Source organism: Acinetobacter sp. S40 (assembly GCF_016624705.1).
Lineage (GTDB): Bacteria > Pseudomonadota > Gammaproteobacteria > Pseudomonadales > Moraxellaceae > Acinetobacter.
On the sequence record NZ_JACVTU010000005.1, the window covers coordinates 45,834 to 62,879 of the forward strand.

A 17,046-nucleotide genomic window follows, 5' to 3' on the forward strand; every position below is an offset into this window, starting at 1 on the left:
TTAATCTTCTGGATATTCAAAACGATAGCCTACTCCATAGACGGCCTGAATCCATTCATGACGATTTCCAGTATCCGCAGCTTCCGTAACTTTGCGACGCAAATTTTTAATATGACTATCAATAACCCGATCTGCTACATCAAAACTATCTGGATTGATATGATCTAAAAGCTGTGCACGAGAATAAACCTGCCCTACATGCTCCAAAAAAAGCTCTAACAAGCGGAACTCGGTAGGCGTTAAATTTAAAGATTTTTGTTGATACCAAATTCGTTGCTGGGCTTTATCAATCCTAAATAAATCATTTTGTTCAGGTTCTGCTTTACGATCTAAACGACGTAATACTGCTTGCACCCGCGCAACCAATTCTTTAGGACTAAAAGGTTTACAGACATAATCATCAGCGCCCATATTTAAACCAAGAACACGGTCAATTTCTTCAGTACGTGCCGTCACCATGATTATAGGCAAGTCTGACTGTTCCCGAACTTTACGGCAAATAGTCAGGCCATCCATACGAGGCACCATTAAATCTAATACCATTAGGCTAGGTTTACGCTGTAAAAAGCTATCATAGGCTTCCTGACCATCATGAAACATACTGACTTCAAAACCTGCTGCTTGCAGATAATCACGGACAAGATGAGCCAGTTCAACTTCATCTTCCACCAACATTACATGTTTCATCGTCAATTATTCCTTATGTATGGACTGTGTTTTAGGAAAGGTCAAAATACAACGTAGACCACCCAATGGTGAATGTGCAAAACTTAATGTTCCACCTAAAGCTTGTGCAAGCTTGCATGAAAGTGCCAAACCTAGGCCTGTGCCACCTGTACTACGTGTACGTGAATCATCAATTCGGTAGAAACGTTCGCCCAAACGTTGCAAATGTTCATCATCTACGCCAAGTGGACTATCATCCACAATGACGCTCCAATGCTGATTGGTCTCTTGGGTATGAATATCAATTTTTCCGCCCTGTTCAGTATAGCGAACACTATTACTTAACAAGTTGACCATAATTTGTTTAAAACGGTCTATATCTAATTGTAAAAGCGCACCCTTACCTCCAATTGAGACCTCAAGCCCAGCCTGTTCAAACTTCGGCTTAAAATTCTCAACTTCCTGCAGAATCACATCCCAAGGGTTAACCTCAGCAAAGTAACATTTTAGTTGCTGTGCATCGGCCTGAGCTAGATCACCTAGATCCTGTGTTAATTTTTTCAGACTGGTGACTTGACGCATCATGGCCTCCAGATGTTCAGGGCTGGATTTACGGATACCATCTTGCATCGCCTCAATCTGGGCCTGTAGCACACTAAGCGGTGTTTTCAATTCATGTGAAGTATCTGCGACCCATTGACGGCGTGATTGTTCATGTTGATCCAGAATTACCGCCAACTGATTTAATTGCGCTGCTAAATCGCCTAATTCATCGTTACGTTTAATGATAACCTGATGTTGATAATTCCCTTGAGTTAATTCACGAGTAGCATTAAGTAATCGCTGAATTGGCTTTTTAAAATAAGTTGCAAGTAATAATGCTGCCACTAAACTGGCTAAAACTGAAAAAGTATAAATTAATAACAAAAACCGCTTTTGGTTACTAAAGAAATTGATACTGAGTGCATCATCTTCATCCAGTACAGGTTTCAGCCCCAGATAACCCACGACTTCATTGCCCACAATAATAGGTCGAAAAGATAACTGCTCATTGGAAGGTTCACCGACCACAAACTGATGTTTGGCATCGTATAACGAAAGACGTGAACTTAAACCCAGTCGGTCAGGCATCGAAATAAAGCGTTTTTTACCGTCTTGCGGCATCATGCCTGCCATTTCAGAAAGACGCGGAGGTTTATGAGGATCTTTATTTTTGTCATTTGGACGAAATAGATTTTGATTTGCACTGAGTGGAAACTTAAGCCCTTCAAAAGGCTGATATTCCGAAGGCAAATTGTCTTCAATAAATTTGCGTTCTTGTTCATCCAGAATAGGACGATTACGAAACTCAATATTATGCGAAAGTTCTGGAGAAAGGCTCAACAAGGTCTGTTCTTTAAACATCCGCTGTTGTATCGCAATATCGTACTGACGGCGCAACCACCAACGTGACAAACGATCATAATCATCAGGTGCAGCGTCACCTTCAATTTGTAAAATCTGTGCCTGAATCGCATTGCCCCAGTCATGATAAACGCTATATACATTTCCCAGATTAGTTATGAGATGATCCAACTTTTGCATTTCAACATCTGCCACATAACGGGCAAAATTTTTCTGCATGGTCCAATGCAAAATGCCTAAACTTAAGGTGGTGATCAATAAAGTGGTCAACAACACCGTCAAAAATAGACGTAAGGCGATTGGCACACGACGTATATTCAAAAGTGATCTCTCATTTTTCTTCTATATTCACTATTGTAGCGAACACTCACTCAAAAAACTCTCCATTCTTTCTTCATGTTTATTACTTAATCTTTAATGCATGAAATCAACATAGATGTGGGGACCAAAATGAACAAAATCTCTAAAATTGCGATGCTAGCTGCTACTGTTATTACCATGGGAAGTCTAGCTGCCTGCCAATCTACAACAGGACCACAGGAACCCCCAGCACGTCATATGATGGGTGATGGCCCTCAAGGCAAACATTTTATGAAGCGCCATAAATTAACGCCTGAACAACGCGCTGAAATGGAACAACGTCGTGCCGAGCGTCAAGCCCAATTTGAGCAAATTCAACAAGCCTGCGTAGGTAAAGCAAACGGTCAAGCCATTCAGGTCAAAGTGGGCGATAAAACGATTGATGGTACATGCCAGCTACGTTTTAAACCAAACAAAATGGATGAGCGTATGGCTCCACCTGCGCCATCAGCCCCAGTTAAAGCTTCTTAAGCTAAAACCAATCCCATAAAAAAAGACGCTTGAGCGTCTTTTTTTATGGACACAACTTTTTACGTTTTTTGACTATTCCTTTCACTAAAAATTAGATAAAAGTGTTTACACTCAATGTACTTAGATATTTCAACAGCATTTTCTTTGACTTTACAGTCATGGATGTTCACCTGCAAATGCTTGTACATATAAATAAGTTGTTGCACGATGTAAAAGTAAAAGATGTGTCATCAGACACCATTATCGTTGATTAGGATTATAACTCTGGTTTAACCAGTATTGAGGAACCCGATATGCCACAATACAAAGCGCCGCTACGTGATATGCAATTTGTTTTGCATGAATTATTAAATGCCGAAGAACACTATGCAAAACTTCCTGCATTTCAGGAAAACGTCAGCCGTGAATTGGTGGATCAATATTTAGAAGCTGCTGCGGACTTCTGTGAAAATGAACTATCTCCACTGAATCAAGTGGGTGACCGCGAAGGCTGCACATGGAATGATGGTGTGGTAACGACACCAACAGGCTTTAAAGAAGCTTATCAAAAATATATCGAGCTAGGTTTCCCTTCCCTTGCAGTTCCTGAAGAACATGGCGGTCAAGGTTTACCAGGTTCACTAGCTACTGCTATTTCTGAAATGGTAGGTGCAGCAAACTGGGCATGGGGTATGTACCCTGGTCTATCTCATGGTGCAGTACGTACTATTGAACACCATGGTTCTGATGAGCAAAAATCAACTTATTTACCGAAACTTGTTTCTGGTGAATGGACTGGAACCATGTGCTTAACTGAATCGCATGCGGGTTCAGACCTTGGCATTATCCGCTCTAAAGCTGAACCCAATGACGATGGTAGTTTTGCAATCTCTGGCGAGAAAATCTTTATCTCTGCTGGTGAACACGACATGGCTGAAAACATCATTCATATCGTACTTGCGCGCTTACCTGGTGCGCCTAAAGGCACTAAAGGTATTTCACTTTTTATCGTACCAAAATTCAATGTTAATGCAGACGGTTCAATGGGTGATCGTAATGCAGTTCGTTGTGGTTCTATTGAACACAAAATGGGAATTCATGGTAACGCGACTTGCGTCATTAACTTTGACAATGCAAAAGGCTTCTTAATCGGACCTGAAAATCGCGGTTTACATGCCATGTTTACTTTCATGAATACTGCGCGTATTGGTACAGCTGTTCAAGGTTTATCTGCATCTGAATCATCGTTCCAAGGTGCATTGGCTTATGCCAAAGACCGTTTGGCTATGCGTTCACTTTCTGGCCCTAAAGCGCCAGAAAAAGAAGCTGATCCAATTATTGTGCATCCTGCTGTACGCAATATGTTATTAACTCAAAAAGCGTTTGCCGAAGGTGGTCGTGCCCTTGTTTATTTCCTGTCTCAATATGCAGATGTGGTTGAGCAAGGTACAACTGAAGAAGAACGCAAATTTGCGGACAATATTCTTTCTTTATTGACTCCTATTGCAAAAGCATTTTTGACTGAAACAGGTTCAGAGTCTGCAAAACATGGCGTACAAGTGTTTGGTGGTCACGGCTTTATTTCTGAGCATGGCATGGAACAAATTGTTCGTGATACTCGTATCTCATGCCTATATGAAGGAACCACTGAGATTCAGGCCCTCGATTTGTTAGGTCGTAAAGTTCTACAAACTCAAGGTGCAATGTTACGTGACTTCACCAAAATAATTCATAAGTTTGCTGAAGCCAACAAAGACAATGCAGCAATGAAAGAGTTTGTTGAGCCATTGGTAGCCTTGAATAAAGAATGGGGCGATCTCACCATGCAAATTGGTATGCGTGCGATGCAGAACCCAGATGAAGTGGGTGCGGCAGCAGTTGATTATCTGTACTTCTCTGGTTATGTCACACTGGCTTACTTATGGGCACGTATGGCATTTGTTGCTCAAGAAACATTAGCAGCGGGTACAACCGATGTTGATTTCTACAATGCTAAAGTAACGACTGCTCGTTTTTACTTCAAGAAAATCCTTCCACGCGTTCGCTCTCATGTGGATGTGCTTTCAACTGGTTTGGAACCACTTATGGCACTTGATGCAGAACACTTTGCGTTCTAATCATAATTCACTGGTGAAAACAACACCGTGCTAACCAAAAAGGACTGATCAGTTTTGACAGTCCTTTTTTTATCAAATCAATGCTAAATTAAAACCATTCAAAAGACAGTGACTGACTACATTTTTTGTGTAATATGAAGCACATAAGTGTAAGAATACCAAGGGTGAAAACTATGCCAATTTATAATGCGCCACTTGCAGATATGCGCTTTATTTTAAATGATGTATTTAAAGCTGAGCAGTTCTGGCAAGCCAATGAAAATCTGGCTCATATTGATGCTGCAACCGCTGAAGCTATTTTAGAAGAAATGGCTAAATTTGCACAAAATGTGACCTTACCCTTAAACCGTACTGGTGATGAAGAAGGTGCGCGTTTTGACAATGGCCATGTCTTTACCCCTGCTGGCTTTAAAGACGCATTTCAACAATATGCTCAAGGTGGCTGGATTGGTTTAGGCGCAGATGAAGAATGGGGCGGTCAAGGCATGCCAAAAATGCTGACTGTCCTTGCCGACGAAATGTTATTTGCTACCAATCCATCATTTATGCTCTACCCGCTTCTTTCAGTCGGTGCAGGTATGGCATTAAATAGTTATGCATCACAAGAGCAAAAACAAACCTATTTACCAAAAATTTATTCAGGTGAATGGTCGGGTACTATGTGCCTAACTGAACCGCATGCAGGTACTGATTTAGGAATTATTAAAACCAAAGCGGAACCAAACACAGATGGTACGTATAACATTACAGGTACTAAAATTTTCATCACGGGTGGTGATCACGACCTTGCCGAAAATATCATTCATCTTGTTTTGGCTAAAACTCCAGATGCACCCGCTGGCTCGCGTGGTATCTCACTGTTTATCGTACCGAAATTTCTAGTCAATGATGTTGGTTCTGTTGGAGAACGCAATGCAGTAGGTCCAGGTTCAATTGAACATAAAATGGGAATCAAGGCTTCTGCTACCTGTGTCATGAATTTTGATGGTGCAAAAGGTTTCCTAGTAGGCAAGGAAAATGAAGGTCTTGCAGCAATGTTCGTGATGATGAACTATGAACGTTTATCCATGGGAATCCAAGGACTTGGCGCATCAGAATTTGCCTACCAAAATGCTGCTCAATACGCAACTGATCGCTTACAAGGGCGTAGTGCATCTGGTGTACAATCGCCAAATAAACCAGCAGATAGCATTTTAGTACATGGCGATGTACGTCGTATGTTGCTCAATGCCCGCGCTAATAATGAAGCATCACGTGCTTTTGCAGTGTACGTAGGTCAGCAGCTTGACATCACCAAATTTTCAACAGATGCTGAAGCTGTCAAAAAAGCCAATAATCGTGTCGCTCTTCTTACGCCAATTGCTAAAGCGTATTTAACTGATACTGCATTCCAAGCGACCTTAGATGCACAAATGTGCTTTGGTGGACATGGTTATATTCGCGAATGGGGCATGGAACAATGTATTCGTGATTTGCGCATTTCACAAATTTATGAAGGAACCAATGGTGTTCAATCTCAGGATTTAATTGGCCGTAAAACTATTAAATCTGGTGGTACATTTATTGCTGAATATATCGCTGAAATCCGCGATTTTGCCAATACATTAAGCGCCGACCTTAATTTCATTAAAGATGCGACGCTAGATGCAGCAACTGAAGTTGAGGCAGTAACTCAGTTTATTTTAGAACAAGCAGCAGAAAATGTTGATTTTCCAAATGCAGCAGCAGTTGATTATTTGCATGCTGTTGGCTTACTCAGCTTTGCTTATATGTTTGCCAAAATTTCAGCCGCTGCTCAAGAAAAATCGGGTGATTTCTACCAAAATAAATTATCTCTTGCACAGTACTTTGTGGCTCGCATCCTGCCTGAACTTGAAGCACGCATCAAGAAAATTGAAGCTGGTTCAGAACTAGTGATGGCGTTTAGTGAAGATTACTTCACTACTCAGTCTTAAGAGTTTTGCTCAAATAAAAAATGCCTGATTCGTCAGGCATTTTTTATGTCTAAATGGTTTAAATTAGACCGTCATGTGCATGAAATTTGCTTGATATTTAATAACCACCATCAATCAATATAAGAGTTATATCATGCCCACTCCCAACTCCCCCAAAAATATAGAGGCTTTTCTGGATAAACTCGGTAATCGTGCTGTAGAAGCTTTTCATTATCTGGCTTTATTTATTATTGGCTGTATGGTGGCGTGGTCAGCAATTCATACCACTATTGATATTTTTACAGTTAAAAAATATGCCACGATTGACGATATTTTATTGTTATTTATCTATTTAGAGTTGGGAGCAATGGTTGGAATTTATTTCAAAACCAATCATATGCCCGTGCGTTTTTTGATTTATGTTGCGATTACCGCGCTTACACGTTTGCTCATCTCCGATATACAACATAACCATCAGGCAGATGTGGATTTATTGATTGTGACAGGTTCAATTCTGATATTGGCAATCGCTATTTTGATAGTACGTTATGCGTCATGGCATTATCCTTCGGTGATTCGAGATAAGCATCAGGAGCGCCCACTAGCTAAAGGTCAAACTCCAAGGCCCGAGGATGATGAGTTAGCATAAAAAAACACCATTTTTCTACTCAGATTATGGTGTTTAATAAAAACTGATATCTAATGCCCACCAAGAAGAATCTGGGCAATAATTCCTGTGGCAACAGCTACTAACACATAGCGTCCGTCAATATATGCCCAGCGATGCTGTGGTGGAGGCGATGGGAGCTGATAGTCATACCAATTATTGACATAATATCTCTCTGCCAAATATTGCGGTGGCAAACGATAACCCGGACGGAAATCATGTACTCGGTAATATCGTGGCGGTGGTGGCGCATAATAATAACGGTTTTCGATCATCCTTGGTGGCAGTGGCCCATCAGGTCGCCACTCATGAGGATGCCAATCTGCATGTCGGTCTGGCCCCGCATGATAGCGCCCCCAACCCTGTCCACCCCAGTCGTGAGATGGTGCATCAGCCAGTGAAAGTGTGGATGCACCAAGCATGCACACACAAAGTGAAACGGAAATGATCCTTTTCATATCCAGTTGTCCGCAATAACGCCAAGTCTAAAGTGTAGAAAATACTCAGGGAGAAATAATGGATAAAACGAATGCATCTGCAATCAATTGTTATAATTTTAGTGGGTTGTAATACGGTTCATATTGCATTGTAAATTACCTTAAAAAACCTCCATACATTAAAATAAAGATGACGAATAGGTCGATATCATAAAGCTAATCTTTAGCCATCAATTCAGCGATGAAATCGCTTTTTTTATTAGAATGAGAAATGCTCCTTCACTTTAGATAATAGAATGAAAAATAAATGAATTTTGAAATTTACAATAAAAATCCCACCTTTGCGATGGTGGGATTAATGATCTTTGAATAGACTTATCGGACAGCGTAAATCCGATGATTACTATTTGAAACCAGTAAATAGCGATGATCTGCTCTTACCCAATGATAGCCACGCGGCGGTGCAGATAAGCGCGAGCTGCGCCAATTCGAGACATGATAACGATTGTCACGATATTGATTAGGCAAGCGATCACCTTTTCTAAAATTGACGTAACGATCACGATCATGATTCGAATTTGACCATTTCGGTGGCGCTTTTGGCACGGGTTGGGCTTGATGGTGATGGCGGTCTACGCCACGATATTGATTCCAGTCATTTGGTGCCGCCATACTTGTTGCAGAAATACCCAAACCCAGTACAACAAGTGCCATCTTCAATGATAATTTCATAACTTCATCCTCTTCTGATCTGTCACCAGCTTAGGCGACAGTCAAGGAGAAAGCATGGATGAAAACTGCTAGTTTGCTAAGGATTGTAAGCCAACTTTCTCAAAGATGAAGAATATGTAACAAAACATATGAGATCAGCCTTCATTAACGCACAACCTCAATACGAAAACCATCATCTGAGATGAGTAAGTAATGTCCACCTACTGAATACCAACGTGTTCCCCATGGCGGTTCATAAAGCTGATGCCCAGACCAGTCATTAATATAATATTGTTCATTACGATATTCGATAGGTAGTGTATTACCTCTAACAAACACGTAACGTTCAGTCCGGTATTCATACTGGGTACTCGGTTGATAGTGATACTCAATATAACTACCCTGACGAGGTCGCTGTGGATACTCAGGATAATGTCCTCCCCAGTTTGGCGGAGGCCGATGCCCTTGAGACGGAGGTGGACGATTCCATTGTGGGGGTCTTGAAGGGGGGGTAGGTCGTTCTACGCCTCGATAATTTCCCCACTGATTTTCGGCAATGCTTGGAGTTGAGAGGCTGAATAGTATTACCCCAATACAGGCATATACACCATAAATATGCATCATATCGCCCCGCTTATTTTGTACTCTTTGCATTATTTTAGCTTAAAAAACAGACAGTATCTGCATCATAAATGTAGGCTTTGTTTAAAGTTGTACTTGGCTAAGGAGCCAGCATTTCTTTATCGAAAAAGCCGTTATACTAGATCTTCATTGTATGACTGGATGAGATCTTGTGGCTGAATTAAGTTTTGAACGCCTTTATCAATTTTTTAGTAAAGTACCAAGTATTCAGGAAAGTAGAATTGATGCCCATGGTACAGATGGCAAAGACGCATGGTGGTTTAAATTTCAGATTGATAATGAACATCCTCTAGCTTGGCAGACTGTACAAGAATTGGGACATGTGCTTAATTATTTATCGACCAATGAACGTTTACCCACCCAATTTTTTCCAGTTTCTCCTCCACCTTATATGAATGGTGGTCCTAAAGAATTTCTGGCTTGGGTAATTCAGTGTAATCATCCAGACTTTACACCCGATATCGTATGTGACTGGCTAGAGGCACGGTTACCCACTCCTGTTGAAGATGAAAGCCAATGGAACATCTCGACCAATTTAACAGAATTAGATCAGCTCACTGCTAAAGAGCTGGATGAACTTATTCCTCCAACCCATTAAACGACATCATAAAAATAAAAAGAGAGGAATATCCTCTCTTTTTTCATTTAAAATGACATAAGTTCTCAGTCGAGTTCTTTATCCTAAAAAGTAGATAATCCAGAACATTCCATAAAACGATAAATCCAATATTTTAGTTTGGACTCATCTGCATATTTGGCATAATCCACACTCATTTGACGGCCATCTAAGTTGGACCATGCCGTATTAAAATAATGTTCCGCATCTTGAAAAACGGCGGCCTGTGCCTGTCCTTTTACCAATAAATCTGTTTCCAGATTATAGTTTTTCAGATTCCGCGCCGTAAAATTGGCAGATCCTAAAATCATATCTGTCTCATCAGCACCAGATTTGATGATCATCTTACTATGACATTGTTCACCATGTGTATCGCACCAGCGTATAGGTACTCCTGCCGCATTTAACTCTGAAGCGACCTGACGATTTGGAATGCCATTTTTCTGGCGACCAAACGCATCTTTATTTGGATCAAGTAGAATGCGTAATTTCACGCCACGCTTTTGTGCGGCTTTTAACTCATTAATAATTTGACGTTCTGATAAATAGAACATCGCTAGATCAATCTGATCATTGGCTTTCGCAGTCTGAATTAAATCCACAACAGCATGATAAATCGCAGCTTCGGTCAACACTTGAACTTGGGGTGTATTATTCTCGGCATTCATCTCCCCCATTACCATCACAGGAGATGAACCTTCTGACATTTGCGCCACAGTTTGCTCAGTTTTTAATACATCCATTGCCGTTGGGCCCGAGACGACTAAAGCGACGTTAGAATGACGTGAACTACCATCATGCGGATTAGCCGATGTGACTAACGATTTCCAGCCATCCTCAGTATCGACCACCAAGGTTTTACGATGATTAGCCTTAAAATTTGCCAATTGCAAATAGCTTCGTAAAGTAATTTTTTCCTTCCCAAATGGGTTGGATAACCAGCCTTTTTCTGGATTATTACCTAGATCCTGACAGCAGATATACCAAAAACCTGACCATGCAGGATTTGAGGCACGTAATGGCGTCAAATTGGTTTCGATTACATCGACGCCAGCTTGACGTAACTGTCGATAATGTTCTGGCAAGATTCCCCCATATACCGAATTAATCGGATCAGTAATAAGGGTAATTTCAACATTAGGCGATTCACGACGTTTTTGAATAAGGGCTTGAGTCAATTGCTGGGTTAAAGGTCGTTGAGTCAGTTTGGATTCACCCGTTTCTGAGTTGAATAAAAACATATCCAGCACAATGGTAGTTTTAGCCTGATGAATGAGATTTAAAATTTCATTAAATATCTGATGATCCTGTTGCTGCTGCCCCTGCGCATTCACATAAGTCTGGTCAGAAAGAAATTTGACATCGGCATGGCGTAATTTACCCGTAAAATTTAAACCCACTGGTAAAGGTTTATAAACATGATAAATCGCGGAAGCGACATAACTAAGAACTAAAACACCTGCAATCAAGGCAATATAACGTCGCCCTGTCCAATTCAGTTTCTTGTGAATTCGTTGAAAAATACGCATAACAAACAACCTAAACAATTAGCGTCAGGCTAGAGTTTATTTCCTTATTTTTCAAGACACATTTAGTTAAATTAGCTGATCTAAATCTGCAAAAACATAAAAGGAAAGCATTTCGCTTTCCCTTCGATAAAATTTTAGTGATTTAAAAATTAAAATCTACACCGACGGTAAAATTGCGCCCTATTTGTGGTACATCTGATAAAAATGACTCATGTAAATAGACTTTACTGTCAAGTAGATTATTGGCTTTGGCATAAAGCTGATACCCTGCTTTCTGGTTTAATTGCCCCTGATAACCTAGGCCCAGATTAAGCATGTTATAACTTTTGCCTTCTGTTTCATAGTTAGCGATATCATCCTGATGAAAGACATGATAATACTCAGCAGTACCAGAATATCCTTCACCAAAATCTGCTTTGATACGGGTACCAATGCGACCACCTGGAATACGCGGCGCATTCCCATTATCATCGAGCTTACCACGCACATAATCACCAAATAATCCTGCATTATAACGCGAGCTGATTTGATAACTAAGATCAGCATCAACTCCATAAAAACGTGCATTGGTTTGATCATATTGGATCAAGCGAAAATCATCAAAACGATCAAGCGTATTGGCATAAATAAAGTTGTCATACCAGTTTTGAAAAGCACTCAAATTGTATTTCAGACGATCATGATCAAAATGCAACCCGAGTTCAATGTTGTTGGATTTTTCGATATCTAAATCATCATTCCCCAACTCATAGGTATTGGTTGCCATATGTGCGCCATTGGAATACAGCTCCTGCGCCATTGGTAAACGTTCCTGATGAGAAGCAGTCAGTGATAATTTGTAGTTGGGGATAAATTGCCAATCCGTTGAAGCTGCGGCTGAATATGCCGTTCCACTATAATTTTTTGCCCCTACATCTACATCATTACCATCAATATCTATCTTCTGATGATCAATACGGGAAGACACTTGAAAATGTAGCTGGTCCAGTTGCTTTTCTTGTAATCCAAATAAACTATAACGCTGAGTTTTGGTTGGATCCATCAACGCTTCTTCACCATTAATATTGAGTTTTTGTTGAGTATATTGTGAGCCTAACTGCCCCGTCCAGCCCAACCAGCTATTATTATCCAGCGTAATGCGAGCGTCAGTTCCCTTACTAATAAAAGTCGTATCTGGTTCATCACCATCCATTTCCTGATGCTGATAATCGGTATAAGTTGCCTGCGCTGCCAATTTATTAAATCCAGTAAATGGATCGCTTAACTCACTTTTAATGTCATAACGTTTTTCTTTTAAATTAATCCATGCGCTTGCGCCATCATCATCCTGCATGGCAGCCTGCTGCTGTTGCAACGTCCCACAGCTCAATTTGCCTGCTTCTGGAGAACAAAGTCCATATAACGGATTATCGCCGGGAATACCGTATTTATCATGGCGTTCATTATAGGCGATGCCTGTATAACCTCGATCATAAATCCAAGACAATCCGGCATGATAATCATGAGATTGAGCAAAGGTGCTATCTTCACGGCGTGAATCGTTTTGTAAATCATGCGGTAAAATATAGTTATTGGCATCTCGTTGTAGGCCTCCTACATTTAACGCGACCTGACTACCCAAACCAATTGTGGTATCTGCTGTATAAACTAAACCATCATCACCCGTGTTATAGCGTGCGCCTACACGTCCTTCATATTCCTGTTCTGGCATTTTTGAAGGAATTTTATGATCAACGACATTCACCAAGCCACCGACTGAACCTGCTCCATAAAGTAAAGTTTCAGGGCCTTTTAATATCTCAATCTGATCGGCAGAATTAGGATCAACAGTAACCGCATGGTCAGGAGAAACTGAGGAAACATCCAGAGCATCTCCACCATTTTGGGTAATCCTAACCCGAGCTCCATCTTGACCACGAATCACAGGGCGACTAACACCTCCTGTATATTGTGCAGAATAAATGCCTGCCTGACCATTTAATGCATTTCCAATAGTGGTTCCGCCCTGAATCAGTTGATCTTTTTTTATAACTTGATCCCCCGCCGCATCATCTAGATGGTCTTTAGGTGTAGTCTGAGCTTGAAGCTCAATAGTGGGTAAATCGCTCACATCCACTTGCGGTTGAGTATTCTGCGCAAAGACATGTTGTATAGATAATGAAAGAAGGGAAAGCGCAAAGATATGTGTTGTTTTAAGCATAGTGATCATCCAGATGCAAATCACTTGTTACGTTATAATATATTAATTATTTTTCAAGAAAATTCAGTCTAGTATCAATATTTCCATTAGGAGTATAACTTTTATGGTTTTGATAAGAATTTAAGTCAGATTTAAGCAAATGATGATTGAAACAATATAACATTTCAAAAAATAAAGCCTATGACTAGATAGACTTTATTTAAAGATTTAACAGAGGCGGCTTTCTATTTTAGAAACTAAAATCAAGGCCAACAGTAAAGTTTCTTCCCACCTGAGGGATATTAGATAAAAACGAGGCATGGTTATATACCGTTTCATCCAGAAGATTATTGGCTTTTAAGTAAACCCGATAATCTGTTTTTTCACTGGCTCTTGCTGCATATGCCACCCCCAAATTCACTAGGTTATAACCATCGGTTTGAGTTTCATAGGCGGCAATTTTGTCTTGTTTAAACACGTGATAATATTCAGCCATACCTGAAAAACCGTCACCAAAGTCAGCATCAAAACGTGTTCCTAAACGCCCCCCAGGAATACGTGGTGCATCGCCTTCAGCATCAATTTTGCCGCGAACGTAATCTCCAAACAACGTCGTTTTATAGAGTGGAGAAAGTTGATAAGAGATTTCACCCTCTACCCCATAAAAACGTGCTTTGTCTTGCGTATATTCGACCAAGCGGAAATTTTCATATCGATCGAGTGTTCGTGCGTAGATGTAGTCATCAAACCAGTTATGAAACACATGAACATGATAATTTAACTTGTCGGTATCATAATGAAAACCTAGTTCCAGATTATTGGATTTTTCTGTATTTAGATTTTCATTGCCCAACTCATAGGTATTGGTCGCAAGATGTTTACCATTGGCATAAAGTTCTTGCGCCAAGGGCATACGCTCCTGATGCGATGCCACCAGTGATAATTTATAATTTGGTGAAAATAACCAGTTTGCCGCACCCGAATAAGAAAAAGCATGATCGTCATAATCTTTTTGAGATGAATCAATATCAATTTTTTGCTGATCCAGACGAGCCGCCAGTTCAAAATGCACATCTTTCCATTGGGTATGTTCTAAAGCAAATAAGCTCCACTTATCTGTCGTACTTGGCCCAGCAAAAATTGATTCTTCACCCGTAATATCCAGTTTCTGACGACCAAATTGCGTACCAATCACCCCTTCCCATACCCCAATCGGATTATGCACCAATTCTAAACGCGCATCATACCCTGTGCTTTTAAATGTCGTTGCGGCTTCACCCTCTTCTATTTCATCATGCTTGTAGTCCGTATAACTGGCTTGCGCACGTAACTTTTTAAAGCCTGCAAAGGGATCATTAAGTTCCGATCTAAAATCATAACGTTCAGATTTAAGATCAACCCATGGACCTGCATGATCATGTTCATGCTCGTGATCATGACTTTCCTCTTCTTCATCGTGATCATGATCCCCACAATGTAAATGTGTACCATGCGGATGACAGCTTTCGTATTCGTGGCTGTGTCCCGGCAAACCATATTGATCCTGACGGTTAGTATAGGAAATACCCGTAAACCCACGATCATAAATCCATGATAATCCCACACTGACATTATCAGATTTGGCAAATGTGTTATCGACTCGACGTTCTTTTTCACCCTCGTGGACATAATCAGGCGCAATATAATTATTGGCATCCCGTTTTGAGCCTTCTACCCTTAAAGCCACCTGCTCTCCAAGTCCCACAGTGACTCCCGCAGCTCCCAACTTTTCGTCGCTGCCTGTGTTATAACGTAATCCCACTTGCCCTTCATAGCCATTTTCAGGCATTTGGGTTGGAATTTTATTATCTGTCACGTTAACCAAACCGCCCACCGTGCCTGCTCCATACAACAAGGTGGATGGTCCACGAACAATTTCAACTTGTTTCGCTAAAATCGGATCAACCGTTACTGCATGATCGGGAGATAAAGTTGAAACATCCATCGTTTCTGAAGCATTATCCAAAACCTTTACACGTGCACCATCCTGTCCACGAATCACAGGACGACTTGCACCCGGCCCAAACTGATTGGAATAAACCCCAACTTGATCACTTAAAGCCTCCCCAATCGTCGCATCTCCTTGCCGCAATTGATCATTTTTAATGATATTGTCAGCCGCAGCATAATCCACCGCACTTTGCACCAGCGGATGCGCGGTGGCTTCGATGGTTTCTAATTTTTGTATCTCAGTCTCTTGATCTGCTGCATGTACTCCTGTGCAGATCACAGCAACTATCGACACAGTCAGAACATTCTTTTTAAAGAACATATAAAGCCTCGAATCCTTAAAATCTTAAAATTTTCTTAATTTTAGTTATAATATAACATTTCATTTATTTTGCAATAAAAAACATTCATTCTCTCAACAAAGCCTTAAACTCAGTTTCGATATTGATTCAAAACTATTTGTTTGTATTTATGCCTTTTACTTTGTCACATGCTGTTCTGGCACCTCCTCTCGCCCGTTTAAGTCGTCATACCTTACCCATCGGAGCACTCGCCATCGGTTGTATGACACCAGATTTAGTTCGGTTATTTACCAATGAAAATGTCACGATTAGCCATGAATGGGCGGGTTTGATTATTCCTAACCTATGTTTAGGTCTTATTTTTTGTTTGCTCTGGTATTTATTGTACCGTCCTGCCTTGTATTGCTGGCTGGCATTACAAGATGATTTAAATCTTGCTACTTTTAATCAATTCTGTGGTTTTTGTATCGCGTGTATAGCAGGCATTTTGATTGGATGCGCCACCCATATTATTTGGGATGGTCTTACTCATGATGATTTTAGAACGTTTGCCTTCCAGCATTTACTCAGTTATGAAACTCATTTTTTAGGCAAATCTTATCCAGTTCATCGCTTACTACAGCTAGGAATGTCTATACTTTGTTTGCCTCTATTATTTTGGATGTGTTATCGCTACATCCAAAAGCATCGCGTCTCTCAAATAGATTCTCGCCTCCTCCCTCTATTTTTTAATTTTGTATTGTTGCTCTCATTATGTACTGGCGGTTATCTGGCCTTCCATTATTTACAACAAATTGATCCCCAGTTTTGGCAAACAGATACCTATGCCGTTACAGGTAAAGCGATTAATTATTTCTCACGTGGTTTTTTGCTGAGCTTTAGTTTTGCCTACCTGATTTTTATTTTTCTGAAACGTCTGAATTGGTTTTCATGTCGAGAATAAGCATTAAGCATTCATTTTTTGGTATTTTTTGCTGTTTTTGACTCAAGTTCTTGTGGGCTTAGGCCCAAAGAGGCATAATCGCTGATTCACTGGCGGTACG

The 17,046-nt window shown here is 40.5% G+C and carries 14 protein-coding genes; 6 read left to right on the forward strand and 8 right to left on the reverse strand.

Annotated features, from left to right (window positions below; translation table 11 throughout):
* Together IAE19_RS08645 and baeS are read right to left on the reverse strand one after the other, a co-directional pair.
* On the reverse strand, nucleotides 1-687 hold the full coding sequence (locus IAE19_RS08645; protein WP_200460542.1) for a response regulator: 687 nt from the start codon (nucleotides 685-687) through the stop codon (nucleotides 1-3).
* Between the two features lie 6 nt (nucleotides 688-693).
* Entirely contained in the window at nucleotides 694-2,391 is a 1,698-nt protein-coding gene (baeS, locus tag IAE19_RS08650; protein ID WP_200460543.1) for a sensor histidine kinase efflux regulator BaeS, read from the reverse strand.
* Nucleotides 2,392-2,520: 129 nt separating this feature from the next.
* On the opposite strand from baeS, the gene IAE19_RS08655 reads away from it, so the two are divergent.
* The 4 genes from IAE19_RS08655 (at nucleotide 2,521) to IAE19_RS08670 (ending at nucleotide 7,580) form a co-directional block, all read left to right on the forward strand.
* Nucleotides 2,521-2,901 (forward strand): hypothetical protein, encoded by a 381-nt coding sequence (locus IAE19_RS08655; RefSeq protein WP_200460544.1) that lies wholly within the window; start codon nucleotides 2,521-2,523, stop codon nucleotides 2,899-2,901.
* A 293-nt stretch (nucleotides 2,902-3,194) separates the two neighbouring features.
* A complete protein-coding gene (locus IAE19_RS08660) occupies nucleotides 3,195-4,997 on the forward strand; it encodes an acyl-CoA dehydrogenase C-terminal domain-containing protein (protein WP_200460545.1) in 1,803 nt (600 codons plus the stop codon).
* A gap of 173 nt (nucleotides 4,998-5,170) precedes the next feature.
* Nucleotides 5,171-6,952 carry an acyl-CoA dehydrogenase C-terminal domain-containing protein gene (locus IAE19_RS08665; protein WP_200460546.1) on the forward strand — a complete coding sequence of 594 codons (1,782 nt, stop codon included), beginning with the start codon at nucleotides 5,171-5,173 and terminating at the stop codon, nucleotides 6,950-6,952.
* A 133-nt stretch (nucleotides 6,953-7,085) separates the two neighbouring features.
* The gene (locus tag IAE19_RS08670) at nucleotides 7,086-7,580 is read left to right on the forward strand and encodes a phosphate-starvation-inducible protein PsiE (protein ID WP_200460547.1); all 495 of its coding nucleotides are present in this window, start codon (nucleotides 7,086-7,088) and stop codon (nucleotides 7,578-7,580) included.
* A 50-nt stretch (nucleotides 7,581-7,630) separates the two neighbouring features.
* On the opposite strand, the gene IAE19_RS08675 is transcribed toward IAE19_RS08670, so the two are convergent.
* The 3 genes from IAE19_RS08675 to IAE19_RS08685 form a co-directional block, all read right to left on the reverse strand.
* Nucleotides 7,631-8,056, reverse strand: coding sequence for an RcnB family protein (locus IAE19_RS08675; protein ID WP_200460548.1), 426 nt, complete (start codon nucleotides 8,054-8,056; stop codon nucleotides 7,631-7,633).
* A 354-nt stretch (nucleotides 8,057-8,410) separates the two neighbouring features.
* Nucleotides 8,411-8,767 carry an RcnB family protein gene (locus tag IAE19_RS08680; protein WP_200460549.1) on the reverse strand — a complete coding sequence of 119 codons (357 nt, stop codon included), beginning with the start codon at nucleotides 8,765-8,767 and terminating at the stop codon, nucleotides 8,411-8,413.
* A gap of 144 nt (nucleotides 8,768-8,911) precedes the next feature.
* On the reverse strand, nucleotides 8,912-9,370 hold the full coding sequence (locus tag IAE19_RS08685) for an RcnB family protein (protein ID WP_227611075.1): 459 nt from the start codon (nucleotides 9,368-9,370) through the stop codon (nucleotides 8,912-8,914).
* A 169-nt stretch (nucleotides 9,371-9,539) separates the two neighbouring features.
* Here IAE19_RS08685 and IAE19_RS08690 point away from each other — a divergent pair, with 169 nt between their 5' ends.
* Nucleotides 9,540-9,986, forward strand: a complete 447-nt coding sequence (locus tag IAE19_RS08690; RefSeq protein ID WP_200460550.1) for a hypothetical protein — start codon at nucleotides 9,540-9,542, stop codon at nucleotides 9,984-9,986.
* A gap of 83 nt (nucleotides 9,987-10,069) precedes the next feature.
* On the opposite strand, the gene IAE19_RS08695 is transcribed toward IAE19_RS08690, so the two are convergent.
* The 3 genes from IAE19_RS08695 to znuD (IAE19_RS08705) all read right to left on the reverse strand — a co-directional run bounded on the left by IAE19_RS08695 (nucleotide 10,070) and on the right by znuD (IAE19_RS08705) (nucleotide 16,023).
* The gene (locus IAE19_RS08695; protein ID WP_200460551.1) at nucleotides 10,070-11,533 is read right to left on the reverse strand and encodes a phospholipase D family protein; all 1,464 of its coding nucleotides are present in this window, start codon (nucleotides 11,531-11,533) and stop codon (nucleotides 10,070-10,072) included.
* A gap of 142 nt (nucleotides 11,534-11,675) precedes the next feature.
* Complete coding sequence (gene znuD / locus IAE19_RS08700) at nucleotides 11,676-13,733, reverse strand: zinc piracy TonB-dependent receptor ZnuD (protein WP_200460552.1); 2,058 nt, start codon at nucleotides 13,731-13,733, stop codon at nucleotides 11,676-11,678.
* Nucleotides 13,734-13,962: 229 nt separating this feature from the next.
* A complete protein-coding gene (znuD, locus tag IAE19_RS08705) occupies nucleotides 13,963-16,023 on the reverse strand; it encodes a zinc piracy TonB-dependent receptor ZnuD (RefSeq protein ID WP_200460553.1) in 2,061 nt (686 codons plus the stop codon).
* A gap of 149 nt (nucleotides 16,024-16,172) precedes the next feature.
* Here znuD (IAE19_RS08705) and IAE19_RS08710 point away from each other — a divergent pair, with 149 nt between their 5' ends.
* Nucleotides 16,173-16,946, forward strand: coding sequence for a DUF4184 family protein (locus IAE19_RS08710; RefSeq protein ID WP_200460554.1), 774 nt, complete (start codon nucleotides 16,173-16,175; stop codon nucleotides 16,944-16,946).
* Nucleotides 16,947-17,046 lie beyond the last annotated feature (100 nt).

Excerpts from the sequence above, each read along its gene's own strand:
- IAE19_RS08675 (WP_200460548.1), bottom strand. The coding sequence starts at position 8,056 with ATGAAAAGGATCATTTCCGTTTCACTTTGTGTGTGCATGCTTGGTGCA.
- IAE19_RS08685 (WP_227611075.1), bottom strand. The coding sequence starts at position 9,370 with ATGATGCATATTTATGGTGTATATGCCTGTATTGGGGTAATACTATTC.
- IAE19_RS08665 (WP_200460546.1), top strand. The coding sequence starts at position 5,171 with ATGCCAATTTATAATGCGCCACTTGCAGATATGCGCTTTATTTTAAAT.
- IAE19_RS08645 (WP_200460542.1), bottom strand. The coding sequence starts at position 687 with ATGAAACATGTAATGTTGGTGGAAGATGAAGTTGAACTGGCTCATCTT.
- znuD (WP_200460553.1), bottom strand. The coding sequence starts at position 16,023 with ATGTTCTTTAAAAAGAATGTTCTGACTGTGTCGATAGTTGCTGTGATC.
- IAE19_RS08680 (WP_200460549.1), bottom strand. The coding sequence starts at position 8,767 with ATGAAATTATCATTGAAGATGGCACTTGTTGTACTGGGTTTGGGTATT.
- IAE19_RS08655 (WP_200460544.1), top strand. The coding sequence starts at position 2,521 with ATGAACAAAATCTCTAAAATTGCGATGCTAGCTGCTACTGTTATTACC.
- IAE19_RS08695 (WP_200460551.1), bottom strand. The coding sequence starts at position 11,533 with ATGCGTATTTTTCAACGAATTCACAAGAAACTGAATTGGACAGGGCGA.
- znuD (WP_200460552.1), bottom strand. The coding sequence starts at position 13,733 with ATGCTTAAAACAACACATATCTTTGCGCTTTCCCTTCTTTCATTATCT.
- IAE19_RS08660 (WP_200460545.1), top strand. The coding sequence starts at position 3,195 with ATGCCACAATACAAAGCGCCGCTACGTGATATGCAATTTGTTTTGCAT.
- IAE19_RS08670 (WP_200460547.1), top strand. The coding sequence starts at position 7,086 with ATGCCCACTCCCAACTCCCCCAAAAATATAGAGGCTTTTCTGGATAAA.
- IAE19_RS08710 (WP_200460554.1), top strand. The coding sequence starts at position 16,173 with ATGCCTTTTACTTTGTCACATGCTGTTCTGGCACCTCCTCTCGCCCGT.